The sequence below is a fragment of the Lysinibacillus sp. KCTC 33748 genome (assembly GCF_002237755.1).
GTDB lineage: Bacteria > Bacillota > Bacilli > Bacillales_A > Planococcaceae > Lysinibacillus.
This window is the reverse complement of the sequence record NZ_MWSJ01000002.1, coordinates 452,455-477,799: the sequence shown is the minus strand read 5'-3', so window position 1 is coordinate 477,799 and position 25,345 is coordinate 452,455. Positions and strand designations below refer to the sequence as shown.

General features: G+C 34.9%; 23 protein-coding genes, 2 pseudogenes and 1 other annotated feature. Of the genes and pseudogenes, 4 read left to right on the top strand and 21 right to left on the bottom strand.

Annotation, left to right across the window (positions count from 1 at the left end; genetic code table 11):
• Position 1 precedes the first annotated feature (1 nt).
• The 7 genes from B1B04_RS05085 to B1B04_RS05055 all read right to left on the bottom strand — a co-directional run bounded on the left by B1B04_RS05085 (position 2) and on the right by B1B04_RS05055 (position 7,274).
• Positions 2-697, bottom strand: coding sequence for an ABC transporter ATP-binding protein (locus B1B04_RS05085; protein WP_079560221.1), 696 nt, complete (start codon positions 695-697; stop codon positions 2-4).
• A gap of 10 nt (positions 698-707) precedes the next feature.
• Positions 708-1,064: a GntR family transcriptional regulator gene (locus B1B04_RS05080; RefSeq protein ID WP_079560220.1), complete on the bottom strand. Its 357-nt coding sequence runs from the start codon at positions 1,062-1,064 to the stop codon at positions 708-710.
• Complete coding sequence (locus tag B1B04_RS05075; RefSeq protein WP_240518206.1) at positions 1,061-1,834, bottom strand: hypothetical protein; 774 nt, start codon at positions 1,832-1,834, stop codon at positions 1,061-1,063. The genes B1B04_RS05080 and B1B04_RS05075 overlap by 4 nt, the downstream gene beginning before the upstream one ends.
• 433 nt (positions 1,835-2,267) lie before the next feature.
• Positions 2,268-3,026 (bottom strand): ABC transporter ATP-binding protein, encoded by a 759-nt coding sequence (locus B1B04_RS05070; protein ID WP_079560218.1) that lies wholly within the window; start codon positions 3,024-3,026, stop codon positions 2,268-2,270.
• A gap of 3 nt (positions 3,027-3,029) precedes the next feature.
• Positions 3,030-5,348: an ABC transporter permease gene (locus B1B04_RS05065; protein ID WP_079560217.1), complete on the bottom strand. Its 2,319-nt coding sequence runs from the start codon at positions 5,346-5,348 to the stop codon at positions 3,030-3,032.
• Entirely contained in the window at positions 5,333-6,643 is a 1,311-nt protein-coding gene (locus tag B1B04_RS05060; RefSeq protein ID WP_240518205.1) for an MFS transporter, read from the bottom strand. Before B1B04_RS05060 ends, B1B04_RS05065 begins: the two co-directional genes overlap by 16 nt.
• Positions 6,624-7,274 (bottom strand): TetR/AcrR family transcriptional regulator, encoded by a 651-nt coding sequence (locus B1B04_RS05055; RefSeq protein WP_079560216.1) that lies wholly within the window; start codon positions 7,272-7,274, stop codon positions 6,624-6,626. Before B1B04_RS05055 ends, B1B04_RS05060 begins: the two co-directional genes overlap by 20 nt.
• A 262-nt stretch (positions 7,275-7,536) precedes the next feature.
• On the opposite strand from B1B04_RS05055, the gene B1B04_RS05050 reads away from it, so the two are divergent.
• Positions 7,537-8,400, top strand: a complete 864-nt coding sequence (locus B1B04_RS05050; protein WP_079560215.1) for a pentapeptide repeat-containing protein — start codon at positions 7,537-7,539, stop codon at positions 8,398-8,400.
• A gap of 771 nt (positions 8,401-9,171) precedes the next feature.
• On the opposite strand, the gene B1B04_RS05045 is transcribed toward B1B04_RS05050, so the two are convergent.
• The 3 genes and pseudogenes from B1B04_RS05045 to B1B04_RS26545 all read right to left on the bottom strand — a co-directional run.
• Entirely contained in the window at positions 9,172-10,425 is a 1,254-nt protein-coding gene (locus B1B04_RS05045) for an MFS transporter (protein WP_079560214.1), read from the bottom strand.
• A gap of 348 nt (positions 10,426-10,773) precedes the next feature.
• Positions 10,774-11,094, bottom strand: coding sequence for a hypothetical protein (locus tag B1B04_RS05040; protein WP_079560213.1), 321 nt, complete (start codon positions 11,092-11,094; stop codon positions 10,774-10,776).
• A 41-nt stretch (positions 11,095-11,135) separates the two neighbouring features.
• Positions 11,136-11,683, bottom strand: a pseudogene (locus B1B04_RS26545) (IS66 family transposase); the annotation flags it as partial.
• A gap of 156 nt (positions 11,684-11,839) precedes the next feature.
• On the opposite strand from B1B04_RS26545, the gene B1B04_RS05030 reads away from it, so the two are divergent.
• The 3 genes from B1B04_RS05030 (at position 11,840) to B1B04_RS05020 (ending at position 14,829) form a co-directional block, all read left to right on the top strand.
• Positions 11,840-12,736 (top strand): DegV family protein, encoded by an 897-nt coding sequence (locus tag B1B04_RS05030; protein ID WP_079560212.1) that lies wholly within the window; start codon positions 11,840-11,842, stop codon positions 12,734-12,736.
• Between the two features lie 541 nt (positions 12,737-13,277).
• On the top strand, positions 13,278-13,811 hold the full coding sequence (locus B1B04_RS05025) for a sigma-70 family RNA polymerase sigma factor (protein WP_079560211.1): 534 nt from the start codon (positions 13,278-13,280) through the stop codon (positions 13,809-13,811).
• On the top strand, positions 13,804-14,829 hold the full coding sequence (locus B1B04_RS05020; protein ID WP_079560210.1) for a DUF4179 domain-containing protein: 1,026 nt from the start codon (positions 13,804-13,806) through the stop codon (positions 14,827-14,829). Before B1B04_RS05025 ends, B1B04_RS05020 begins: the two co-directional genes overlap by 8 nt.
• Before the next feature lie 1,228 nt (positions 14,830-16,057).
• Here the strand turns inward: B1B04_RS05020 and B1B04_RS05010 are convergent.
• From B1B04_RS05010 to B1B04_RS04955, 11 genes and pseudogenes are all read right to left on the bottom strand, one after another.
• Entirely contained in the window at positions 16,058-17,218 is a 1,161-nt protein-coding gene (locus B1B04_RS05010; RefSeq protein ID WP_079560209.1) for an acyltransferase family protein, read from the bottom strand.
• Positions 17,219-17,496: 278 nt separating this feature from the next.
• A complete protein-coding gene (locus tag B1B04_RS05005; RefSeq protein ID WP_079560208.1) occupies positions 17,497-18,435 on the bottom strand; it encodes an aminoglycoside phosphotransferase family protein in 939 nt (312 codons plus the stop codon).
• 163 nt (positions 18,436-18,598) lie between these two features.
• Entirely contained in the window at positions 18,599-19,048 is a 450-nt protein-coding gene (locus B1B04_RS05000; RefSeq protein ID WP_079560207.1) for an ASCH domain-containing protein, read from the bottom strand.
• A gap of 385 nt (positions 19,049-19,433) precedes the next feature.
• Positions 19,434-19,739 (bottom strand): hypothetical protein, encoded by a 306-nt coding sequence (locus B1B04_RS04995; RefSeq protein WP_079560206.1) that lies wholly within the window; start codon positions 19,737-19,739, stop codon positions 19,434-19,436.
• 232 nt (positions 19,740-19,971) lie between these two features.
• A complete protein-coding gene (locus tag B1B04_RS04985) occupies positions 19,972-20,511 on the bottom strand; it encodes a DUF4304 domain-containing protein (RefSeq protein ID WP_139376943.1) in 540 nt (179 codons plus the stop codon).
• 13 nt (positions 20,512-20,524) lie between these two features.
• On the bottom strand, positions 20,525-20,980 hold the full coding sequence (locus B1B04_RS04980; protein WP_079560203.1) for a hypothetical protein: 456 nt from the start codon (positions 20,978-20,980) through the stop codon (positions 20,525-20,527).
• A 581-nt stretch (positions 20,981-21,561) separates the two neighbouring features.
• Positions 21,562-21,975: a GNAT family N-acetyltransferase gene (locus B1B04_RS04975; protein ID WP_079560202.1), complete on the bottom strand. Its 414-nt coding sequence runs from the start codon at positions 21,973-21,975 to the stop codon at positions 21,562-21,564.
• Positions 21,976-22,112: 137 nt separating this feature from the next.
• A complete protein-coding gene (locus B1B04_RS04970; protein WP_079560375.1) occupies positions 22,113-23,336 on the bottom strand; it encodes an MFS transporter in 1,224 nt (407 codons plus the stop codon).
• A 65-nt stretch (positions 23,337-23,401) separates the two neighbouring features.
• Positions 23,402-23,665 (bottom strand) — a binding site (T-box leader).
• 197 nt (positions 23,666-23,862) lie between these two features.
• A complete protein-coding gene (locus B1B04_RS04965) occupies positions 23,863-24,342 on the bottom strand; it encodes an SMI1/KNR4 family protein (protein WP_079560201.1) in 480 nt (159 codons plus the stop codon).
• Between the two features lie 168 nt (positions 24,343-24,510).
• A pseudogene (locus B1B04_RS04960) lies at positions 24,511-25,004 on the bottom strand (DUF6584 family protein).
• Between the two features lie 38 nt (positions 25,005-25,042).
• Entirely contained in the window at positions 25,043-25,309 is a 267-nt protein-coding gene (locus B1B04_RS04955; protein ID WP_079560200.1) for a CPCC family cysteine-rich protein, read from the bottom strand.
• Between the last annotated feature and the right edge of the window lie 36 nt (positions 25,310-25,345).

Below are 25,345 nucleotides of genomic sequence, written 5' to 3'. Positions count from 1 at the left end.
TTCACCCTTTCTTATAAAACGCCTTCATCCATTGCACAGCTTCCTTATTCGAAACATCTCGAATCATCTCTACTTCCTCTTGTGCAATGATCGATCCATTTTGCAATAAAATGATTTGATCTAAAATAGGCTCTACCTCATATAACTCATGCGTTGATAATAATATTGTTTGGTGTTCAATGTCAGTAAATTGAATTAACCCTTTAATCAGCTGTTCACGAACGATTGGATCCAGACCAGAGAAAGGCTCATCCATTAAATAAAAAGGTACCTCTCGCCCAAGAGTTGCGGCCATTTTCATCCGGCCACGGTTCCCCTTGGATAATTGCCGTAGCTTCACATTTTTATCAACCTGTAAAAACTCTGCAACGATACAAGCTTTATCATACGAAAAATCTTCGAATTGAGAGGCATAGTGCTGAAAAAGCTGCTCACCTGTGTAAAAATCAAAAAACAAATCAATATCTGGTAAATAGGCAATTTCATCAGCACTTCTGCGTGTAACAGACGTTCCATTTAGCAATACCTCACCACTTGTCGGACGTAATAGGCCGGCCAATACTTTTAATAATGTCGACTTGCCACTACCATTTTCCCCAACAAGTCCAATGATTTGTCCAACAGGGATGGAAAAAGACACATCTTGTAAAATAGGCTTTTTCATATAACGAAAAGAAACATTTGATAGCTGTAGCATTTATTTCACCTCACGATTTATTTTGTAAAACAACGAGCATCTCATCCTTTGAAAACCCAAGCGCTTCAATAGAAGTTAAAAAATGATCTGCCAGTTGATTTTTCATATCTTCCCGTAATAGAGCAATTCGCCCATCATCGGTTGTAATAAATGTACCTTGCCCTCGTTTGGTTTCCGTTATATTCATTGCTTCTAACTCCTTATACACTCGTTGCACAGTATTCACATTGACACCAGTTTCCACTGCATATTCTCGAACCGAAGGAAGTCGATCTCCAAGCACTAGCTTCCCTTTCAAAATGTCCCCACATATCCGATCTACGAGCTGGCTATAGATGGGCTTATCACGCGAAAAGTCGATTGTCATCGTAAAACCACCTTTTCAAGCCACTTAGTCGCTATGATAAATAAGACCGCTACAAAAATAATCGTTGCTACTTCTTCGACGACATACATTGTGCCCATGGTAAACGGAAATGATTGTACCTGTGGGAAAAATTGATTCAGAAAAGTCAAACGAATTCCTATATGATGGAAAATATTATCATATAAATTACTCGCTGTAAATTTAAACCATAAATTCACACTCATGAAAAAGGCAACCATCGTGATCACAATGGAAAAACCACCAATAAAGTGTTTCATTTGGAGATTAAATGCTAAAAATAATAGCATGATCACAAACATCATCAATTGCAACATAACAATCACTGCTACATAAAATAAAAGCAATAAAAACATTTGCGCGAAGTTACCTATAAATTCCTCTTTGATTTTATAAATAGCTATACTCATAAAGATTAAATTAAAGATAGCGTATCCTATTAAGGAAAATACGATTTTCACACCTACAAGCTGTGCGATAGAACTAGTTGAATGCAGCCATATCTCTTTGGTCTTTAAGTCATGACGGATACTAGCTAGGAATTGTAATATCGAAAAAAATCCACCTAATATAAGTACTAGTATTGAGAAAGCAAATGACAGCTGATTTTCCATCGTAAATCCATCACTTAACCGCCTAATTAAATATGGAACTAATATTGACAGTGTGATCCCAATAAAAATTCCAACAAATAGCCATGCTCTATAGAGCACCCATTCCTTTTTTAAAAGCCCTGCGAATTTTTTCAACATAAACACCTCGCGTCATAGTGTACTAGTTAGATATTACACTATGACTTTTTAGTTTGCAAGTATTAATTCAAAAAAAGGAAGAACCTTTTAATAAAAGGCTCTTCCTTCATGAAATTCAGTTGAAAATGTATGCCCCTTCAGCACAGCGAGGGGGAATGACATCCAACTTTTAGTTTTATCGGAACACTTTCAGAAATTATCGCCCAACTTTTAATTTTTATCACCCAACTTCTGAGTTTTATCCACATCCTGCTTCCAAAGGCAAAAAAAGATTCACACACAAAACTATGCGTGAATCCTTTTACTTTAGGCCTAGTGAACCAATTCCCCTGCTTTTCTCTATGACCAATCATTTATTGCCAACTTGATACGTAACTACTCTAGAAATCTTTCATTTTCCATTGTGAGATTCAGTATTAGTTGTTACAGCAACTCATATTCCTATTTCCCACATTTTTTCTGTTACTTTCTCAACTCTGCCATCAATATCTGTACCGTCAAACTTTGGAAGCTTTAGCTCACTGACAATTTTTCCGTCGAGCATAAACATTATGCGTTCCGTACGGGCCGCAACCTTTGCATCGTGAGTGACAAGCATAATTGCAGTACCGCCCGCGTTAATTTCAGAAAAAATGTCCATGATTTCCTGGGCCGATTTTGAATTTAGTGCGCCTGTAGGCTCATCGCCGAAGATGATTTTCGGGCTGTTCAAAAGCGCTCGACATATTCCCGCTCGCTGAAGCTGACCTCCGGAAACTTGTGTAATATCCCGCATCTCAAGCTCCGCAATGCCTACCCTCTTCATAAGCCCTCTTGCTTTCTCTGAAATCTTTGCAACGTTTTTTCTATTATCACGAATTGATGGAAGAATAATATTATCGAGAATATTTAGATTTTTAAGCATAGTTGGCTGCTGAAAAACAAAGCCCATTTTAGTTCTACGTAAATCTGAAAGTTCAGCCTCACCGACGGACGATATATCATTTCCATCAAACGTAACCCTTCCGCCATCAATACTGTCCATGCCGCTCAATGCAAACATTAGCGTTGATTTTCCCGAGCCCGAGGGTCCCATGATCGCAACAAATTCCCCCTCGTTTATGTCAACGGACACTCCGTCGAGAACATTGTGTTTTTCATCGCCCTCACCGAAAGATTTTACAATATGTTCACCGATTATAAGATTCTTCATAAGCTACTCCTTTATATTTTCGGATATTTTTATTTTCCCAGCGCTCGATGTGCCAATGATTGTTGTAATAAGTACCGAGCAAATCATCAATAACGGACAAAGCACGTACGCCGAAAGTGGATTGATTGAAAAACTAAACGATGACGCCCCGAACGAGGAAATAACTGCACCTGCAAGTACCTCTCCAAGAGTGTTTGCCAGAATGGCGCCAACAATTATTCCGATTATTGATACAAATACTGCTCGCGAACCATACTGCACCGTAATATCCAACTTTGTAAAACCTAGTGCTTTCATTATCGCAATCGAATATCTATCCTTTGCGACAAGCATTTTCATAAACAACAGTGTAACTAGAATCGTTATTACAAGTGCTATTGCAATTGCGGCGAAGGATGCTTTTTCGACTGATTTTATAGTCGAGCCGAAAGTTTGTTTGACAAACTCATCAATATTGGAAATCTTAGCAAAAGTAAATCGGTCCGCATAGTTAGAGATTTTTTCATCGACAAGAGTTTTATCTGAAAGCTTTGCACAAATAACGCTCCACATTATATTTTCCGAATGATCGGTAAATACAGCCTTTGCCGTTTTACCACCGTTCGTAATGTCAGAATAAATGCCACTTACCGTGAGCTTATTCTCCTTCCCCTTTATGATGACCGTAATTGTATCGCCGACTTTTTTGTTCAATTCATTTGCGTTTAAAGCCGAAAGCGCAATTTCGTTTTCTACAGCGGGTACTCTGCCCTCGGTATATTCGATAGGGAATATCGAATGGTCGCCAAGTTCGATTTTTATATTTTCTTCCGAACCGTCTTCCATTTTTGTTTTGAATGTCTTTGTTGTAAGGACGGTATACTTTGAAATGGAACTGTCGCTGTTCATATATTCTAAAACTTCTTCAGCTTTTTTAGAGATTTGATCAGTTTGTTGAATATCAAGGCGAATATCGTAGTTTCCAATTCCCATATATTTAATGAAGCTTGTTGAGGAAATCGTGTTGTATAGGTTTTGTGGAACAATACTGATAAATGCTGAAATGACAAGTACTACAAGCATTGTGGCATAAAGTCTTTTTCTTGCGAGAACGTCTTTGATCCCAAAGAAAAGATTCGTATTTAACAGCTTATTTTTGTTCAGGCAAACATGTTTTGCGCCTGTGCTTTTTTCCTGCGAAATGCCAAAGCGTATCGCTTCTGCCGCAGATATTTTCCGAAAGCGTCTCAGCACTCCGCTTACAAAGGCTATTATTGCAAGGTATACAAGTAGAATGCCGATGATCCCTAAAGACGTGGCAAAAGAAGAGTTTTCACTTTCCCCCATATAAAGCCGGATGTTTTCTAGCAACATGTTTTTGAACATCAACGAAAGTACATAACCGAGAATACTACCCACTGCCGCAATTGCTGCGTACTTCGCAAGATAAATTTTCTTAATGTCGGAAAGGCGTAGTCCTATTGCCTTCATTACACCAATTTCACGGTAATCGTCTTCGATTTTCGCAAGGAGTGTAAAGCGTATGCACATAAATGAGATAGCAACGACAAGAACGCTTATAAGAAGAATAACTGCTATCATAATCCCATCAGAAAATGCGTTTATTGTTTTGAAAAGTGGAAATGTAATCGTTGGTCCGTTCGCTTCAAGTCCCGCGGAAGCATAAGTAGTTTCGAATTCACCGAGTGCCGATAAATCCTTTAATCTAAACTCAATCAAATACTCCACACTTCCATGGCTTTTAATTGCAGCGTAATCATTCGCACTTACGAGAAATCTTTTTGAAGAAGACAGCATAGAATTCATCTGTGAATCCCGGAGGAATCCTGCTACAGTAAATTCCTTTCCATCTAATATAGCTTTATCACCGACCTTCGTAGTGGCGTCCTTCATATAGTTTATTGGTACATACAGCTCACCATCGGATACGTTAATAATGTTTCCATCAAGATCAAGAAGATAATCAAACTTTTCACTCTGTATGCTAAAACCATTATCTTGAACATTATTTGCAAGTGAACGATCACCTAAAATAATTTGACTGTTATCCAAGTTGAGAAACTCAAGTACTTGATATTCATCGACTTTGCTGTTTTGCTCCGCGAAGTTTGTAAGTCGGACAGTATCGATATCCCCAGAATGCATTTGCATAAAATGCGGCGTCTTCGCCTGATTCATAAGTGAATCGATAGCACCTGAAAGATTTACCATAAGTATTGCCGATAAGGAAACGAGCATAGCCGCAACAGCGACAAATAACGTTGTTGTCAGCGTTATCAATTTGCTTTTTAAAATGTCATTTCGAATTAATCTGTAATACATAAGTCACCTCTGTTTTCAAGCTTTTTCACCGATTTCAAGTTGAACAAAATGAATGAAGTAATACTTAATAAAATTCCAGCGATGATGATGAGGAAGCCCGTTCCCCTACCTTGACCTGTACCGGTAATTTTCCCTACACTGTCAGCAAGCAATCCACCGTCAACTAGTAAAGGAGTAAACACATAATCTGCAAGTATACCCGAAAGCGCATAGGCCACTACAAATCCAAGCTGTGAAATTACCCCTATAAGTGACCATGCTCTACCCTGAACAGCATTATCAATATTGGTACGAACAAGAAAATCCAATGTTGAGTTTGCAAATGGCATCATGGCAAAAAAGAAAAAGCCTGAAATACAGATCAGTATTATATTTTCCCGAAGCCCGAATATCGCCATAAATATCCCTTCAAAAAAAAGTGAAAATGCAAGAATTTTGACATATCCTTTTTTTATCGGAAGAAGTCCTATGATTACACTGGATACGAGCATCCCAGTAGCGACAATAGTTTCCACCATTCCGATTACAGAACTGTTCGTAAAAGTAAGCAACATCGGAATAGACAGTGTTTCAATAATGCCAAGATAAAATGTCAGCACCGATGTCATGATAACAAGAACGAGTACACCTCGATTTTGAGAAACTGCACGCCAACCATCTTTGAACTCATTGAAAAATGATTGTGTCTGTTCATATTTCTTTGAAGCAAGACCTCTTCGTACAGCAAGCGCTGAGATAACCGTTACAAAAAAAGTACAGATGTCGATAACAAGTAAAAGTTTTATATCCGAAACGGTGAGCAAAAATCCGGCAATGATGGGTGAAATCAAATATTTTGCAGAACCCGCCACCTGGACTAACCCGCTTGCCTTCGTGTACTGTTCCTCGGTCAGTAAATCCGTAACCGTAGCCTTGTATGCGGGATCAAGTAACGATGAAAACACCGAGCTTATTGTAACTCCCACACAAATCTGCCATAGCAATGCTTCCCCGCTAAGCATACATATAAAAATATACACAAGTCCTATCGCTGAAAAACTGTCGCCTAACACCATTAAGAGTCTTCGGTCATAACGGTCCGCAAGCACTCCTGCCACAGGGCTTAATAGTAGCGAAGGCATGAACGCAAGTAAGGTGACAAGTGCCATTGCCGATGCCTTTCCTGTCTGCTGGAAAACATAAATCCCAAGCCCAAACGCTGTAAGCCCGCTTCCTATTGCTGAAATTAGCTGCCCTGACCAAAGCAGAAGAAATTTTTTAAAAAGACGCTTGGAATCAACCATCGTTGTTTCCATTTTCTTCACCCCCATTGCCAAAAATCTTCATCATGTACATAAGGCTTCCACTTTCGACACCGAGCAGTCTTTCTACGTTGAAGACAAAAGCTGGTATACGTGAAGCACGCTCTTCATCGGTCATTTCAACCATATCATCATCAAAAACGGTATTCGTATAAGCCACGATCATTTCCATACATTCATATGGATACGGTGTACTGAATAATCCTTGCTCAATACCCTCACGGATTATTTCCGTCAGTATTGGAGGAAGACCGTTCATAATAACCTTTTGTATTTTCTGATGCATAAGCGCGTTCTGCGGCTTATGTATATGGTCAATAATTTCCTTACCGTTTCCGCTACTTATGTTTAATGCCATTACAACACGGATAATACGCTCGTTAACAGGGATGCTCTTATTTGCTGCAATTTCTTTTGCAGCACCTAGAATTTGTGCATTATACCGTTCAATTAACGCGTCCATAATATCCTCCTTCGACTTGAAGTGATAATATAGCGTACCCCGTGCAATACCAACCTTTTCAAGAATATCGTTAGTACTTGTGCCATCAAAGCCCTTCTGACCGAAAAGCTCATCAGCTACATCAAGTATTTCGTTTCTACGCTCCATTGCTTCTTTTCTCATTTTTATGCCCCCCTCAATAGACCGACTGTCTGTCTATAAAAAATTATAACCTTTTACAATAAATTGTCAATAGGACATTCCGTTTTTGTAAAAATTATCAATCCGTTTATCTAATCTATATAGAGCTAAACGATAAACATTTATAAGAAATGACAAAGCCTCTTCGATATGTAGAAACCTTCCACACAAAAATATCCTTTTAATCAAAATAAGTGATAGAATTAAATGTAAGAAATTTACGTGTTAAGAGAGGAAAACAGAAGTGTCTGAAGTAAAAAAAATGGATTATACAATTGGAAAAAAAATTCGTGAGAGCTTACAGGCTGATTGCCAAAGCTGTTTTGGTCTATGCTGCACGGCTTTAAATATTGCTGCTTCTAGTGACTTTGCCATTCATAAAGCGGCCGGAACACCTTGCCCTAATCTACAATCAGATTTTAGCTGCCAAATTCATCATAAACTTAGAGATCAAGGGTTTAAAGGATGTACAGTTTTTGATTGTTTAGGAGCTGGACAAAAGGTTTCACAAACAACTTTTCATGGACAAGACTGGCGACAATTCCCTGAAGTTTCCGAGATAATGTTTCGTGTCTTTCCGATTATGGAACAACTTTATGAAATGATTGCTTACGTAGCGGAGGCTTTATCGTATAAGGTTGATTCATCCCTATATAACAAACTACATTTACAATTAGAACAGCTACAGCGTGCAACAGAGCTGGAAGCTGATGCATTGCTAGCAATAGATATTCCTACATTCCGGCTGCCAGTGAATGTTTTACTATTAGAAACAAGTGAACAAATCCGCCAAAGTCTTATCGTAAAGATTAGAAAAAACGCTCGAAAGTATGACAATCGAGGGGTTGATTGGATGGGGAAAAATTTAAAAGGTAAAGATTTAAGAGCTACCGATCTTCGAGGATCTTATTTAATTGCTGCCAATCTAGAAAATGCAGATTTAAGAGAAATTGATTTTATTGGCGCAGATTTACGTGATGCCAATTTACGCGGCGCAGACCTTTCAACAAGTATGTTTTTAACCCAAATGCAAATTAATTCGGCACAAGGCAATCATGAAACAAAATTACCTTCCCACCTGAAACGTCCGTCTCATTGGGTTGTATAACTTGAAAAAAGGCAGATGAAAGTAATTTTTATTAAAAGTCAAGTTATAAGCTGAAACTATTTTAAATAGGTGAATTCTTATTTAATGTCACACATTATATGTATAGAAATTAAAAGGATAGAAGAGCTTAATTAAATTCGCTCTATATATCCTCTTTTTTTTACCACAGATGACCCTATTTACTACAACAATTAAATCAATCTAATGTTGCAGTAATTTAAATGGAGCTTATATCAATTATTTTGTACATTAAAGCCTATTTCTTAAACTTCTAAGTAATAAAAGATAAAGGTTGCTATTCAACTAACGAGGCAGCTTCAACAGTTTGATTAAATTGATATTCAGAAACACGAACCTGTATATCTAAATCTCCCTTAGTAAGACTATTTGGTATAGCAGTACTACTAACGTGTTGTATATCTGCGCCCGGAATAAGTCTTTGGATAAAGTCTCCTTGAGAAGTGAAAGTTTTCTCTACATCACGTTCAAACCTTTTTTGATTATAAAAGCTTACTCGTTCTATCTAATCTCCCCCTTTTCCTCATTATATAAATGCATGGATAGCAAGCTCTTATTTTAGAAAGTTCCTTTGATTTTTGATAACGTTATTAAAATTCATTTGCAATAAGTATATAGTTTTGCTCAAAACATTATAGAAAAAGGAACGTGTTTGGGGTCTTTAAATACATACATTTCAACGTGGACTCCTCTTCTTAAACTTTAACGATAGAACAATGAAGTATAATTCCTTACCTTTATTAAATCCATCATTCAGCTACTTTTGGATGCAGCATAAATTGGACTGATTTTATCCATTGCTACTCCTTGTTTTTTATATTTAAAAATAAACAAGCCATTGACTAATAAAACCAATGATCCAAATGCCAAGGCTGCCATAGAGTTCCATTCAGAAATCAAACCAGATAGTATAGTCGCTAACATTGCTGCAATTCCACCTAAAACGTATATGGAACTTCGAACCCTGGCGATCAAATGGTCTGGAGTAATGCCCTGTTGAACAGTTATCTGAACAACAAATGCCATAGAAAGTGCCCCATCAAAGATTATCATTCCGAAACACATGACGATAAATGAATTTGATATCAATAATAAGATTCCAAATGAAGATATGATCATTAAAGTACTGAGAAAGTATAACCAGTTTGCATTTTTAAATTTGTTCATTATAAGTACGCCAACGACATTGCCTATACCAGCACAAGATAACAGTATTCCAATATACTCTTCTGAAAAATGGAGAGTATATTTAGAATGAATGATAACACTAAGCACAATAAAACTGGTTGAAAATCCGAGTACCAAAGCCGAAATCGTCGATACAATTTGAGCTCCATTAGCATAGAGGTACTTTACACCTTCTTGGGAATCCCGAATGAAACTCTTCAGTTTCTGTTTTCCCTTCAGGGGCTTATCATCCGTTTCCTCACTTATATTTCGGTATTTTATAAGTGAAATAAATAACATTGAAATAAGTAATAAACTACCACAAACAGTTAAGGTAATGTTCGGGCCATATTTCGCAAGTATAATTCCACCTAAGGCTGGACCAATTAAGGTTACAATCGCATCAGCTGCTTCTAATGAATTATTAGCACTTAATAAACGTTGCCTCCCAACAATTTTAGGTACCATAGCTGAAAGGGCAATATTTAACATCAATTCCACTAAACCCATGAAAAATAATATTGGCCCAATAACAAAAAGGCTCGTTATATCGATTGTTATTAAATATGCCAATAGAAACAATAATATAGCATATATTAAATTACAGATCGAAGAAATCAAAACAAGGTTCTTTTTCTCAATCCAAGTACCTATTGGAATAGAAAAAAATACGGAACTAATTCTCTGAAATAAAAGCACTAATGAAGTCATTAATGGCGATCCAGACAGACCCAATATGATAATAGGTATGATTAGTTCGCGAAAACGTTCACTTAGGATTTTAGATATATTATGAAACCATAGCTTCCCAAAATCAGCATTAATCATTAAATTATTCAATTTGAACACCTCTTTAAAATTTGATTTACCACCTTCCTCTTATTTAAAATCTGAGTAATCAATCTACTATACTCATAGCATATCCTCCTTACAAAACTTCATATATATATTATTACATAGAATATTCCTTAGAATCGACAATACTATATATTTGGATTTATATTTCCCACTCTTATTCAACAAAATGGCCCGATTGTTGAACATAAGTTAGATAACACTATTCAACTAAACTAAACCGTTAGTACAATAAGAAAAAAAGAGCTATCTAAAACAGCTCTTTGATTTTCAAGGAAAGCCACCCGTCCGTTAGTTAAAGATGAAAATTAATAAACATGCATACTTTACTACCTATGACCATTTTTCTTCATCATCAAACCATTGGAAATTTTTTAAATCAAAGGATTTATAATCATCGTGGAAAACGAAGTATGATGGTAAATTCAATAAACCTCCTCCCGCTTTCCCCCAACATTCACTAAACCAATCGGTAAATACTTTATGTTCTTGTGGAAGCAATACATCTTCATTTTGTTCGTAAAAGTCAAAAAAATCATCTAACTGACTTTCATTTATCTGATAATATTCAACTTCAGGAAGTACTTCCACACTACCTGCAAAAATCGTTGTATCATTTCTTTCGTAGAAAACTTCGTTCGCTTCTTTATCCATTGAAAACATCTTCGAATAGATGGCTATTTTGCACATGTGGCTTAGATATTTTTCGACCAAGGCATGTTTTTATTTAAAATTTTGGGTTGCTGATGGATCGGTAAATTCGGCAGCTCCATCATTAGTTTAACTAAATATTGATAGAAATCGATACCATTCGCTTTTGCTGTTTCAGCCAGACTCAAGCAGTGCATTCGCTTTAGCACTAGCTTCACTCACAGAAAAACGCCAGTTCTTTCGGCCAATCACATTAGGACGAATCGGATTTTCAGCTGGATTATTATCAATTCCAATTCGACCATCTAACAGAGAAACTTTTAACCCATGTACACGATTTAATGTGTTTTTAGAAACTTTATCCAAGGTGTTTTTTCCAGAAAGGCGATTTATCTACCCATTCCTGAAACTTTTCGACAATCGGTTTAGATTGCTTTTGCTGTGCTTTACGACGCTTTCCTGGTGAGAGATGCTTATATTGCCGTTCTAAGCGATACAGTTGATCACAGTAATCCAAGCCGATTTTCCCATTTTTGCTATCGGGTTTCAGCCAATAACGTCGTATATGCGCCCAACAATTAGCGAATGAAATAATTTTTATCGCAATTATTGTCGAAATAATGTCGAAGATTGTAAAAAAATAAATACAGTATTATAAATATCACTACTCATGATGATCTTATCTGTGTATAGTTGCATAAGATAAAATGAATAATATTCTACGATAGATGAAGGGGATTACTTTTAAATGGAAAAGAAAATTGCATGGGTTACAGATACAGCAGCATTGTTAGATGAAAAGTTCATACAGGACAATCAAATTCACGTATTACCACTTAATATAGTGTTCGAAGAAGGGGCTTTACGCGAAACTGTTGATATGACACATGATCAGTTTTACGAAAAGCTACGAAATGCTAAAAAAAATCCAAAGACATCACAACCTGCTATTGGTGAAGTTGTAGACTTATATAAATCATTAAAAGAACAAGGGTATACATGTGCAATTGCAATTCATACCTCTCAACATCTTTCGGGCACTTACCAAAGCACTTTCACAGCAGCTGGTCAAGCTGAATTTGAAGTATATCCAGTGGATTCAAAAATCGGGTCATTTCCGATGATGAAAATGATTAAACTCGGTCAGCAGTTAGAGCGTGAAGGTTTTGAACCTGGCTATATTGTTGAAAGAATCAATGAGATGGCAGATAACAGTGAGCTTTCATTTATTCCGGCTAACTTATCACAATTACATAAAAGTGGTCGAGTTTCAGGGACTCAAGCATTTTTAAGTAACTTGTTGAATATTAAAGTTGTCATATCATTTGAAGATGGGAAGCCCGTTATGAAAGAAAAAGTACGCGCTACGACTAGAGCTAAAACATATGTACAAAATGTTTTAAATACAGATCTAGAAAAAAGTAATATCCCTGAAGTTGCAATTATTCACTGTAATGATGAAGAAGGCGCAACCGCTTGGAAAAAAGCTTTAGAGAACGAATATCCGCTCATAAACTTCTCCGTATTACCACTAAGTGCTTGTGTAGCGGTTCATGCAGGTGAAGGAACGCTTGGTTTAAGTTGGGTACGTCTACCAGAGCTTGCACCACTTAAGAAAAAGAAAGCTGAATTAGTTACTATATAAACATAATTGTAATCTAAATTATTGTAGGTACATGAAGTTGCGAATTCCTATAAACCAACTATTAAACAGTCAGAGAGCATTTTAGCTTAAGTAAACTGGCAGATGTAACGTTATTTTTTGAATGATAGCAGTGTTTTCATTCAGGTATGTGGGACTGGCTGTTAAATTTTGTTTGAATACGGATATTGTTATTATAGGTAATTTAGTCTTCGACGATTTGAATCATATGCGCATTTGTCGTGCGGTAGATTCCGTCGAGATAGAACGTTTCAATTGGGGAATTATCAGTGGGCATGCCTTTGCGGGACATGCTTATGGTAATTCTTTTTTCTTTGACTGATTTTTGATACGCATATGATGTGTATACAGAGCTAAGGGGAATAGAAAAAGATAGTGTATAACAATTGAAAATTTTCCACTTGTGGCTTCTCATTATTCGAATCGTTTCCGTATTCCAAGTTACAATGTTGCTTAATTAATTATTTTGCAACCAATTTACTAGTTCATTCGACTTTATTGTGTAACGGAGAGGAGAACCAAAATGGATTTAGCAAAATTAGTAAAAAAAGCAAAAAAGGGTGATGATGAAGCATTTGAACAACTGATTGATTCTGTTCGACAAAAGTTGTACCGAACTGCATATGCATACGTTAGAAACGAACAAGATGCTTTAGATGTCTATCAAGAAACAATTTATACTGCCTATATTTCAATAAAAACATTAAAGAAGCCTGAAAGTTTTTCAAGTTGGATTACAAAAATTCTAGTTTTTAAATCGATTGATTTTATACGAAAAGAGTCCCGCCATTTTACTGCAGATAATGAGGAAATCTTTAATGAATTAATCGCTTCTGAAAATAGTGATTTTATCATGCATTCAATGGATTTGTCTGAAGCCTTTAAATTCTTAAATCCTACTGTAAAAACCATTATTTTGTTGAGGTACTACCACGATCTGTCCATTAAGGAAATTGCTGCGATAATGAATTACCCGGAAGGAACTGTTAAATCACACTTAAATAGAGCGAAAAAAGAGTTAAGACCCATTTTAAAGGAGGGTTATCTGTATGAATAAAGACAATTTCAATCGATCTATCGACAGCATAAATGTACCTGTTGAAAAGCTAAAGGCAAGGGAAAAAACGGCTATCTTTCAAGCCAAGAAAAAAAGAAAAGTAGGAAGAGCAACTAAACAGTCAATCTTGGTTGCATGTGGGCTATGTATATCTTTGCTTGGTTCTGGATTTGTTTCAACAGGCATGGCAGAAGCATTATCAAATATCCCCCTGATTGGTCCAATTTATAAGGACTTTAGAGATATTGCCTCAGATAAAATCGAACACGATCAACTTACGACAGTAATTGATAAACAAGATAGTAAAAATGGCTTAACAATGACTGTAAAAGAAGCAGCTTATGATGGCAGCCGTTTAATCGTAACAGTCGTTTACACAGGAGAAAAAGAACTTTCGATGGAAGAAAAAATTGTCGGCTTTAATTATTTAACAATTAATGGACAACCAATTAAACCAGCGATTGGTTCAACAGGGCAAGATGACATAAACTCGAAAACAATAATTGAACATCATCAATTAACCTTTTCTAATTATAATGAATATGGAGATGAAATTGAAATTGCCGTCCATGGAGAAGATTTATTTGGCTATAAGGGCAAGTTGAATGTATCTTTCCCACTTAATAAAATAAAAGGTGATGTATTTGAGTATTATCCAAAAGTTACAACTAGAACTGTTGATGAAGTTTATACATTAACAGCCGACAAAGTAACATTTTCACCTCTATCAACAAGAATAGACCTAACGATTGATTACCCTACTGAAATGGATGAAAACGATACTTGGCCATGGTTTGATTTCTCTGTAGTCGATGATAATGGTCATGTATATGATAAACTGAAACTACAAGCAGGCATGGCTGTTGGGAACTATGGTCATCATATGATACTGACTTTGCCTCCAATGGATACGATACCAAAATCATTTACACTCAAGCCAAGTCATACAAACAAAGAGGGCTTTAATGAAGAGATAAAGGAGTTGGAATTGGTCGTCCCTTTAAACAAAAGTAAATAATGACCTCGTTTGTTTCGTTTACTCATATCGTGGAAGTATCTAAATTGAACATCGAATTTTATTTAAAGCCACGTAAAAAGCCGAATTCCATAGACATTAAATTCGGCTTTTTTATATTAAATTTTCATAACGTTGCAAATCCGTATTTTCCTGTTGCTCCCCCTATTTGAAGTCATATTCCTTCTTCCACTAACCTGTCGCCGTAAGTTCAATAAAAAAAGAGCTGCATATGGAACTCAATGATCATCAAGAAAAGAGCCTCATTAGTTGAAGAAGGTCCTAAAGATTTTCATCTATTTAGATAACATGGTCTTCAATACCTTGGTTATAAATATTCAATATTGTAGCAAGATCAATTGTTGTGTTCTCTATCCTTTCAATTATTTTTTCTTCTGCTTTGTAACTTGCATACCGCCGATGATAAGCATGATAACCCCAATTACTGCCAAAATAATCCGAACTTAGAATGGACTCAATGAAAACACTGTTTCACCTTGCAAGTGCAAGCTGAATAACCTTTCATTCAGCCCCACAATCGCCATAAATGGCTTAAGAAACAAACTTAGCGCTAATAATACTATCCCAAAAATAATATTGTTATTCATTTATTCAAAACCTCTTTTCCAATTAAGATAAATGAAAATTAGTACACAATAAACGAGCTATCATTACCTTTCTAGAATTTTATTCGATATTGTCAATGTTTGCTTGATAATATCCACAACAAGTCAAAAATTCGCTGTAATAAAAAAATGTCCACCATCTACCGTATGAAAAGTAGCTCCCCCACCTGCATAATATCTCCAGTCACACATGTCATACATTATAGTACTGTAGTCGTTGCGACCATTAATGAATGTAATATCACTAGCGAACTTCTAATGCGTAATTTAAGCAATAGCTTAAATTATTGTTTTCTGGAGCCTCTCCGCAAATTCTATGCAAATTACCTACTATTCCTTAAAGAAAATAGCTATCTTCTTCATCATTAACACATTAGTGGCAGAAATAATTTTAGAATCTGCTATTCTCATCTCTTGCCACCCCATATTTTATCGTCAACTATTCTGCTGGTTTAGTTTAAGTAGAAAATGTCTCCACTCCTTATTGACGTAAAGCACCTTGTTAGTTGAAAAAGAACCATTATTTTTATGACACATCATTATCCTATTAAGACAAAAGCCAGCATTAATGCTGGCTTTTTCACTTATCTAAAAATTATTTCCTTTTACATCATTTTTTTGAGGTATGGAATCTTACGCCATACAAAATGACTTAGCAAAAAGCTTAGAATGATTCCTAAAAACACCGTTATAAGAAATTTAGTCCAGACTGATATTGGTAGGTCATTAAATGTATATTGAAGGAAGACAACTACTGGGACATGGATGAAATAAACAATAAATACATTGTTTGCTAACATCTTTGACCAACGATTAGCGCCGTTAACTTTCTCTCTAAATAAAATTAGAAGACCGATTACAAGTGAAATACACAGTAACGTCTCAATTAATGATCGAGCCAACGAACCGAAGTTTTGTCCACCCTTTAAAAGAAAAGGATCTATCGTATTTCCTCCAAAATACAAAATGGTCACTATTAATATTCCACTAACAAGCCAGATGTATCCTGCTCTCGCACTCATAGTTAAAAACCATTTGCGATGATAAGCCATAATGCCTAAACAAAAGAAACTCACATACTGTGGTACATGTGCAAATTCAGTTTGAATAAATCCTAAAAAAGCTGTCCAATGATCAATAGGAAACCATATCCTTGTAATAAAAGTCACTAAACTAACGACCAACCACAGGGAGAGAATCTGATAAACCTTAATGTTTCTATCAGACTTTTGTGTGAATTTCTTAGATGTAAAGAAGGTCCAGACCGAAAACACAATCGCATACACAAGTAAATGCTCTAAAAACCATAAATGGCCAAATTGCATATCAGGCCATGATGGCCCAGTCCAATTCGCGGGTTCATTACCAAGTCCAAAAAATATATTAACATAGTAAGATAAAAATGGGATAGGTTCATAATCTCTGAAATTAATGTAATATAAATACATCAAAATAGGAATCATCACGAGAAATCCCAGTAGTAATGGAATACCAATTCTAATAAGCCGTTCTTTTAAAAACCGTTTCGGCCCTTTTCTGGCGATCGATTGAGGGAGAAAATAGGCTGATAAAAAGAAAAACATACTCATAAAAAATGCTGCATTTACAGAGAAAAACCTACCCAACCAGTTGATGGATTCACCATCCAAAAAATACCACCAACCACCTGGTCCATAGGCTTGTCCAGCATGGTGAGCTACTACAAGCATAATTAAAGCTATTTTTATATTATCGATGAAACATAAATGATCACTCTCTTTTTTCACCTTTAAAACTCCTTTCCCATTAAAAGTTATACTTTAAATAATAGTAACGTATATTTAACTATTAATGTAAAGAGATTACATTATAGGTTAATAATCTCTTATTCTTGATTAATCATTTTTTTGCATTATCGTCATTCTGTGATATAGATAATAAGTTAATTCCTACTTCAACTAACCTGCTGCGTTAGTAGAATAAGAGGCGGATAGATTTTGCTCATAAATAAAAACTGAACTATATTTTATTAATATAGTTCAGTTTAAAAATATACTATGGCCGTTTATAAACCTGTAACATTATCAATTGGTATGGACTTATACCATAATGGTTGATTCAAATTAAAATAGTCATGATCTTCTAAAATGAGATGGATTCTTTCTAATGCATCATCAAAAGATTGTTCATCATATTTTTTCGTCCACACAATCGTAGAGACGATATTCATCGCTGCATAAAGGGCATATATTCGCCAAAATGTATCGTCTGGAGATTCTGTAAAATAACCATTTATTTGTCCAATACAAAATGGGATACTATGTCTTCTGCTAAACAAAGAAAGATTATAAAAATCATGGTATGGGTCACCAAAATCATAACCATTAAAATCAATTACGCCATTGTACGTGTTATTTTGAACGATGATATGGCCAAGATGAAAATCATCATGAAGTAATGTTATAGGTCGATCTTTAAGAAGGTGGAAATTGTTTTCAATAAAGTTTAGTATTTTTTGCTCTTTTGGCAGTTGATAACTACCTTTTTTATATTCATTTAAATAAAAACTGAATTTCTTTTTTTGAGCTTCTTCCCAGTGCATCGTTTGTGGGACATGGGCATGTAGCTGATGAATTTTTCTTAATTCCTTCCCAGCAGCAAGACCTATATTAAATTGCGCCACATCAGAAAGATTCCAAATGAATTCATCTGCAGGGTATCCTTCAATATAGCTTAATACCATGACAGAAAGATTAGCCTCATTCAATAAAGTACATTCTAAGGCTTTATTCGTTTGTGCGCCTTGTTTTTCTAATGCTTGAAGCAATGAAAATTCGACGGTTCTTTTTTCGTGATATTGTATGTCTGATAATCGTATAAAGTATTGATTTTGCCCGACAGTAACTATGTATTTTTCATCTGGTGAGTATCCTTTTTTGATTTTTTTTATAGATGAATACCCTTTAAGGCTCGATATGTAGTCTATTACACTTTCAATTAACAAAGTCAATTCCCCTTTCTCTCAACAAGTAACAATGAAAATGATACTATCTAATAAAAACTTTGTAAGCAGATTTCTTGCTTGATCTTAAACTCTTGCCCCCGTTAGTTCATTAAGAAAAGCGATTCTTATTAAAAAATACGCACGGTTGTTTAAGAATGAATCTTTATCCATTCTTCACATCCACCACTTTAAAACGCTCACAAACAAGGAGCATATCTTCCGAAAATTCACGTCCGATTGCGTTTAACTCATTTCTGAAGAACTTTTCATGAGCTTCCCACCAATATGTATAGGTTCTATCTCCTTCTCCTTCTGCAATAGCAAACTCTTCAGTGACCTCATTCATAGGAGTTAGCGTAACTTCTACTGTTTTAATAATTGCTACAGGTTTATCATTGTTGTTTAAAATAATGCTGTAATCCTCTGTTGTTGGCAGTGGTTCATTCTCCAGTTCATAAAAAATATATCCTGAGCATGTTGCTGTTTTACTTCCCTCTACCACCAATTGCGCGAGATAATCAGGATCGGCCCCAAATTGCCATGCACTAACAGGCTGAGGTTCAGGTTGATTCTTCCAATATTCATTCCAGTACTCCTGAGCCGCTTGATTCATAGTATCCCTCCATATGCGTCTTCTATTTTAGTAACATTTTACCATAAATAGATTAAGCACTCTAAAAATCTAATTCCATTAAATTACTAAATGTTGAAGTCATACAGCACTCTTCAACTAACTTGCAGCGTTTTCTGCAAAATATTGAAAAGTCTTATTGTAACAATGCTCATATACCTTTGAATAAAATTTGCATAAATAATGTTCATACAAAAAGCCACAAACACTGATTTAACAGCAAACGTGGCTTTTAATATTACCAAACTTTCATTGGGTACTATATTTTATAGAAAATTATAAAAAATATCATTTCATTTAGAGTCTATTTCTAAATCTTTGGATAACCGTATTCTTCTCAATCCATAACAATACTAGCAATGTTTTATTAATTCTCTATGATATATTTTCCCCATTTCTTTGTTTGAACATCTTTATCAGTTGGGTGTTGGATTTCAACATACGACTCAAATATTAAAAATACATCTTCTTCATCCTCAACTGTATCTTCGATTGTTGTATCAAAAGCCGATGTGAATTTTTTTTGATTTTTTATATCATCTGGGTGTCTCCACATGGATTCACACTCAGAACATGCTATCAAAAGGTTGCCTGTTTTCTTCTCCTGTACTATTTCTACCCACCCCTGATTGCATAAATGGCACCAGGCTACTTTATTTTTATAGTAGTTCAACCGACAACATCCTTTTTTAGCCTTATTTATGGATACACACATGTAAAGAATACAGCATTTAAATATTTATTAACTTAGTTTAATATCTTACCAATTCTTTTTTGCTCTTGTTCTAACAAAAGATTGTACTCATTAAGCTTTGCATTATCATTTAAATGCTCTGCAAAATACTTTGCTTTATAAAATTTTTTGAAAGAGTTATTCTCTTTTTCAATTTCTAGAAAAGCTGTCTTCAAATCTGTTTTTTTTTTAACCACTCTAATCCATTAGTTATGAAATCTTGTTTTATATCACTTATGACTTCCTCGATATTAGAGCCATCTGGTTGTATCCACCAAATATCGTTACGCTCTTTTTCAGCAGGATTGTCAAAGTCATTAGTGTATTTAGATTGGTCAAGGCTACAAAATAACTGTCTTTGTAACTGGCATTGATGGGATTTGGGTAGTAATTCACCTTTTGTTCCAATCTTTATTTCACCATCTTTAGGTAGAACAAAGTCATAATATATCCCTAATTCTACATACACAGACATCGGAGACCATCCTGTTACATCTGAAAAATACTTTCCAACAGCAGTTATGTCCAATACCAAAATACAGTGGTCCTTCCAACCCCAATTACGTCGAGTATTAACTTTTTCAAATCCATTATCCTTTAATACTGGTGATAAAATTTTTCTAATCACTTTATTTATTTCAGGAGAGCCAATCATTCTTAGTTCACCTCTGAATTTTTTGTTACAGTCTATTAAAAATTGTTTCTTATTCAACTAAACAGTTTCATTAGCTTAATAACCATGGAATATTCATTTGTATTTCAAACTGAATTGTTGGTATTGGAAGCCCTTCGAAAAATAATGATAAACCTTCACAAAAACCTAATTCAACACCATAATATTTTTCAAAGGTAGGTGATGAAACTTCACTACCTTCCTCTGTAGGCATCCACAGTTTTGGTCCCTCAATTATTCTTCCAACAATATGATAAAATGCACCATATAAATGTGTACCATCTTTATTTTCCATATATTCAGAAACCTCTCCTTCTTTTCGAGGATCAATACCAAGTAAATCAAAGAGTTCTTTAATTGCTGGAGGGAACTTGTCGCAGGCTAAAACAAAATTTGCACAAAAGTCACAATCACAACCTTCGGTGATTAAATGATGTTTCCTATAAAATTCCTTTGTTTTATTTACATCTACCTCGATAGTCCAGGAACCTATTGTTATTTGTTTCATTAAATCCACCTTTTAAACCATATCCTTTATTTTTAATCTTATCAGTACCACTTGTTGGAGAAACTCCTCCGCTCTAACTTCTTTCCATAGAATACTTGACCTATCAAATCTTAACAATGTATTGCCTTACTTTATATATGTAATTTTTTCCTGATTCAATTAACTGCATTGTTAGTCTAATAAGGTAAAGGTTGACGAAGCAACAAGCTAAAGCTACTAGTAAGCTTTACAGATAAAATATAATGTTTGGTGAAAATGAAGTACTAACAAAGAAAGTTTAACCGTTACAGGTTCTTAGATGGGGTTAATGAGCTTATGATGGTTGAAAAGTGGCGTAGAGAAATCAAATTCTCACAGATTTTGTCCAATCTTTCCTACAAAGCCATGTAGGAGTTTGTAGGAGCAATAAAGGAATCATAACAAAAGGACTTGTGTGTAATTTTACTCACAAGCCCTTAGATTGATGTGTGAAAAATATTGTTGAAAAGTCGAGAAAAGTCCTCTACTTAAATTTCTCCGTATCGCCCTCGGTCGCCTTTAATAAGCTAACCTTATTCAGCGTTCTTATTAACAATTGAATCTTAAAGCTTTTTTGTGTAATAGTATCGCTTTCCCGTTAACGGATAATCATTGAGTACAAATTCTTCTTTATAGCCTAGCTTCACGTAAAAATTAGGTGCTTGAAAACTAAAAGTATTTAGGGAGGCATATTTGCAACCTCTATTAATAGCAATCTTCTCAGCTTTACGCATCAATTCCGTACCAATATGCTGTCCGCGAAGTTTTTCACTTACCCATAAATACTCTACTTCTAACCAATTTCCATGTGTATCACCAATCAACCCCGCAACTCTATTTCCTTCTTCATCTTCTACAAAAAGACCAATATCTTTTACTACCTTTTCTTCAATGTTATCAAGATTGTATTTTAATAATTCTTGAAAAATATGTTCTTTTTCTTCTTTAGTGACCTTTTCTGATTCAATGTATTTCATTTATTTAACCCCTTTATACGATTTTAATAAGTTTCCTAATACCTTAATTCAACACTTCTGCCCTTTTCTAAACTGATAGAAAACTCCACTCGCAATAATACACATAACAAAGTAAAGTGTGATTCAAGCCTTTTTAATTAACTGTTTAAAGAAGACGCATTTTTAAAATATTTTTGAAGTTTTGCACCTGATACAGCTTTTAATGCCAATACCCCTAATAAGAAGAAGGCAAATGATCCTATTAACCCCACAGGACGAATCGAAGTTAATTCAGCAGCTAAACCTATTAAAACCGTTAAAGCAACAATGAAACCTGCTTCAATGACACTAAAGATGCTTCCGAATCTTCCCATCATCTTCACTGGTACATGATTTTGATAGAAAGTCAAATACCCTGTATTTGCAAACGTTACAGCAAACCCGATTAAAAATACACCAGGTACCGCACTAAAAAAGCCACTAGAACTATAAAGTACTAAATAACCTATTGAGGTAAAAATGGTACCAATACCTATTAAAAGATTAACGGCAAGTTGTTTTGAAAATACTGAATTAATAATTGATCCAATTATTATTCCAGCTCCAAAAACACTTAATAAAAACCCATAATTGGTATCTGATATTGAAAGTACTCCTTTAGCAAATGCTGCCTCAAGAGAATCGATTGCGGTCATGAATATAGTAGTACCACTAAATAATAAATATATTTTTGTGACATAGGAATTGTCCTTGCTAAAGTTAAAAACAACCCAAAAATCAGTTTTTATCATATCCCATGTAAATCTTTGCCCCTCTGTCTCTTTGAGTCCTGAATCAACATCTGGTAGCATCATGATAATCAGTGCAGAAAAAAATAAAGCCACTGCATTCACATAGATGGCAGTATAGGGAGTTCCCACCCAAAATAAAATCCCTGCGATGGCAGGACCTATTAGTGAACCACAAGAGTTGATAAAACTACGTAGTGCATTAAAGCGTTGCCGATCTTTTTCAGGTATTAGTTTAGTCATATAAACCATAGATGTAGGTTGAAAAATGGCACTTCCCATATTAATGATAAACGCTAGTACATAAACATAAAAAAGTGAAGGTAAAAATGGAATTAACGCAATACATATTGCTCGGAAAACATCTAATCCCATCATAAGTCGTCGTGTATTTACCCGATCAATTAAACTACCTGCCCAAGCATTCGAACATATAGTTGCAATTGGACCTAGTATATATAATAAAGCAATTGCAAGCGGGGAACCTGTTTCATTCAATATCATTAAATTCAGTGCAATTAGGTAAACCCATGCACCCACATTTGAAATGCCTATTCCTCCTAATAGTATGAAAGGATACTTCCATCTGGACATAATCACCACTCCTATTTTATTTTTTTGTAAAACAAAATAAAAAAACTCACCCCCAAGATTGTTATCTTGGGGGCGAGTCATATCGCGGTGCCACCCCAGTTCATTTCTACATTCCTGTAGAAACCTTATCAAGTACGGCTTTGTGAATAAATCACCTGCGATACCCTATCTCTATAACGTGAGAATACGTTGCATCATCATTGTTCCAACAAACAAATCCTATACACAGCTCAAAGGCTTGTTTCAACACATTTCCTATCCCTCTTTTTCAGCTACCAGAGGTCTCTGTAGATAGTACGTATGTTTACTCTTCTTTTCACAGCTTTTTATATGTAATTTTGTAAATTTTATACTATTATGAACTGAAATTCAATACAAAAAATTTTAATCGTTAATCAAATATAGAATTATTTTCATTTACAGTATTGTTGTTACAGAAATTATTTACTTCATGCATACCATTATTCGTATTCAATTAATCCGCCCCGTTAGTTCAATAAAAAGTTTAACTTCAGTAAACAGATAATCATTTATTTATTCTAGCAACTAGGAAAAGGTCGGATATTTTTTCTACAACAGTTCGTTTATTTTCAATGATCCACTCAGTCTCTTCACCATATTCATGATCTAATAAATAGACAGGAGGATTATTTCCTTCGTGTATATTTATTGCGTAAGCATCACCAATTGCTATTTCTACTCCGATACAAATATAACCATTTTCAAATACTGCACATCCAGGAACAGCGTCTAAACATTCTTCAATAATACACTTTGGATTCAAGAATTCGATTCGTAATTGAGGATCTTCATCTTCTGCATAAAAAGGAACCACCAATTCACTATCACACACCTCTACCGTAGTCATTAATTCTATCAACCATTCCGGAAGTTTAATATCTAGTTTTTCATTTAGGGCATTTATTTCTTCATCTGTCGCTATCCTAGTGGATGTTCCAGACCTTTGAATCATTTCTTTAGCATTTGTAATTACTTCATTTACCAATGTGACTCCCCCATACAATTGAAAATATTTACCTCTTCTTAAATTAACGCTATGCTTAAAATTCTTTTTACATGATCCTTCCTAAAAAGTCTGTCAAATACAACCTTTCTTTACAGCTATTACACCCCATTAGCAGCAAATTTCTTTCCATTATCCACTATTGCAAAACTAATTAAAAAAAATCCAGCTAAGAACTGTAGCAGCTCCAACAAATATAAGAATAGTTATTAAAAATGTTATTGAAAGACAACCAAAGATAATTAATTTATCTTTAAGTTCTGTTGGAACATCTGGTTCTTCTACTAATTTTTCTTTTACTTTATATAAAAGTGCTGTGTCTAATTCCAGTCCTATCAAAATTTCAATATCGCCTTTATACTTTAAAGCTCTTGCTATATTATTAATGTCATTTCCCATAGAGTTTTCAAATTCTATACACGCATGTATCATTATTGAGGTCTTTTTCTTTTCTAAATACCAATATCGACCAGCCATTGCAGGATATTTTAACTCGAAATAAATATCTCCCAACTTTTTACGGAGTTTTAATTCATTTGGAAAGGTTGATATTAACCCGTGAATCTATCCCTTGCCTTCCCCAAATCATCATTTTTAATATCCTCTTCTATTCGTTTTAAAGCCTTTGAAATTTCCTTTTTCAAATAAAAACACCCTCGTTTATCCTAATTCCTTACTTACTTTATAATAACCGTTTCCAATTAGGGTCTTTTTCGTCTTTTTCATTAGGTTTTCTTACAAATTCAATACACCTTTCTTCACAAGAACCAAATTCAATAAAGTTTTTTTGTGCTTGCCTTAAGGATGGAATATTAGCTCCTCCTTCACAATCAGGGTCATCAAATTGAACTCCATCATCTTCCCAATAACAAATTCCACATATATCATAAGTTCCTGGTGGCTCTTCGTCTAATGTTCTATATCCACAACAAGGGCAAGTATATTTCATATAATTTCTCCCACACTTTTTTATTTTTATCTTTTC

Bases quoted from the DNA above. Each gene is read 5' to 3' on its own strand.
- B1B04_RS05085 (WP_079560221.1), bottom strand. From the start codon at position 697: ATGCTACAGCTATCAAATGTTTCTTTTCGTTATATGAAAAAGCCTATT.
- B1B04_RS05080 (WP_079560220.1), bottom strand. From the start codon at position 1,064: ATGACAATCGACTTTTCGCGTGATAAGCCCATCTATAGCCAGCTCGTA.
- B1B04_RS05075 (WP_240518206.1), bottom strand. From the start codon at position 1,834: ATGTTGAAAAAATTCGCAGGGCTTTTAAAAAAGGAATGGGTGCTCTAT.
- B1B04_RS05070 (WP_079560218.1), bottom strand. From the start codon at position 3,026: ATGAAGAATCTTATAATCGGTGAACATATTGTAAAATCTTTCGGTGAG.
- B1B04_RS05065 (WP_079560217.1), bottom strand. From the start codon at position 5,348: ATGTATTACAGATTAATTCGAAATGACATTTTAAAAAGCAAATTGATA.
- B1B04_RS05060 (WP_240518205.1), bottom strand. From the start codon at position 6,643: ATGGAAACAACGATGGTTGATTCCAAGCGTCTTTTTAAAAAATTTCTT.
- B1B04_RS05055 (WP_079560216.1), bottom strand. From the start codon at position 7,274: ATGAGAAAAGAAGCAATGGAGCGTAGAAACGAAATACTTGATGTAGCT.
- B1B04_RS05040 (WP_079560213.1), bottom strand. From the start codon at position 11,094: ATGGATAAAGAAGCGAACGAAGTTTTCTACGAAAGAAATGATACAACG.
- B1B04_RS05030 (WP_079560212.1), top strand. From the start codon at position 11,840: ATGGAAAAGAAAATTGCATGGGTTACAGATACAGCAGCATTGTTAGAT.
- B1B04_RS05025 (WP_079560211.1), top strand. From the start codon at position 13,278: ATGGATTTAGCAAAATTAGTAAAAAAAGCAAAAAAGGGTGATGATGAA.
- B1B04_RS05020 (WP_079560210.1), top strand. From the start codon at position 13,804: ATGAATAAAGACAATTTCAATCGATCTATCGACAGCATAAATGTACCT.
- B1B04_RS05000 (WP_079560207.1), bottom strand. From the start codon at position 19,048: ATGAATCAAGCGGCTCAGGAGTACTGGAATGAATATTGGAAGAATCAA.
- B1B04_RS04980 (WP_079560203.1), bottom strand. From the start codon at position 20,980: ATGAAACAAATAACAATAGGTTCCTGGACTATCGAGGTAGATGTAAAT.
- B1B04_RS04975 (WP_079560202.1), bottom strand. From the start codon at position 21,975: ATGAAATACATTGAATCAGAAAAGGTCACTAAAGAAGAAAAAGAACAT.
- B1B04_RS04970 (WP_079560375.1), bottom strand. From the start codon at position 23,336: ATGTCCAGATGGAAGTATCCTTTCATACTATTAGGAGGAATAGGCATT.
- B1B04_RS04955 (WP_079560200.1), bottom strand. From the start codon at position 25,309: ATGAAATATACTTGCCCTTGTTGTGGATATAGAACATTAGACGAAGAG.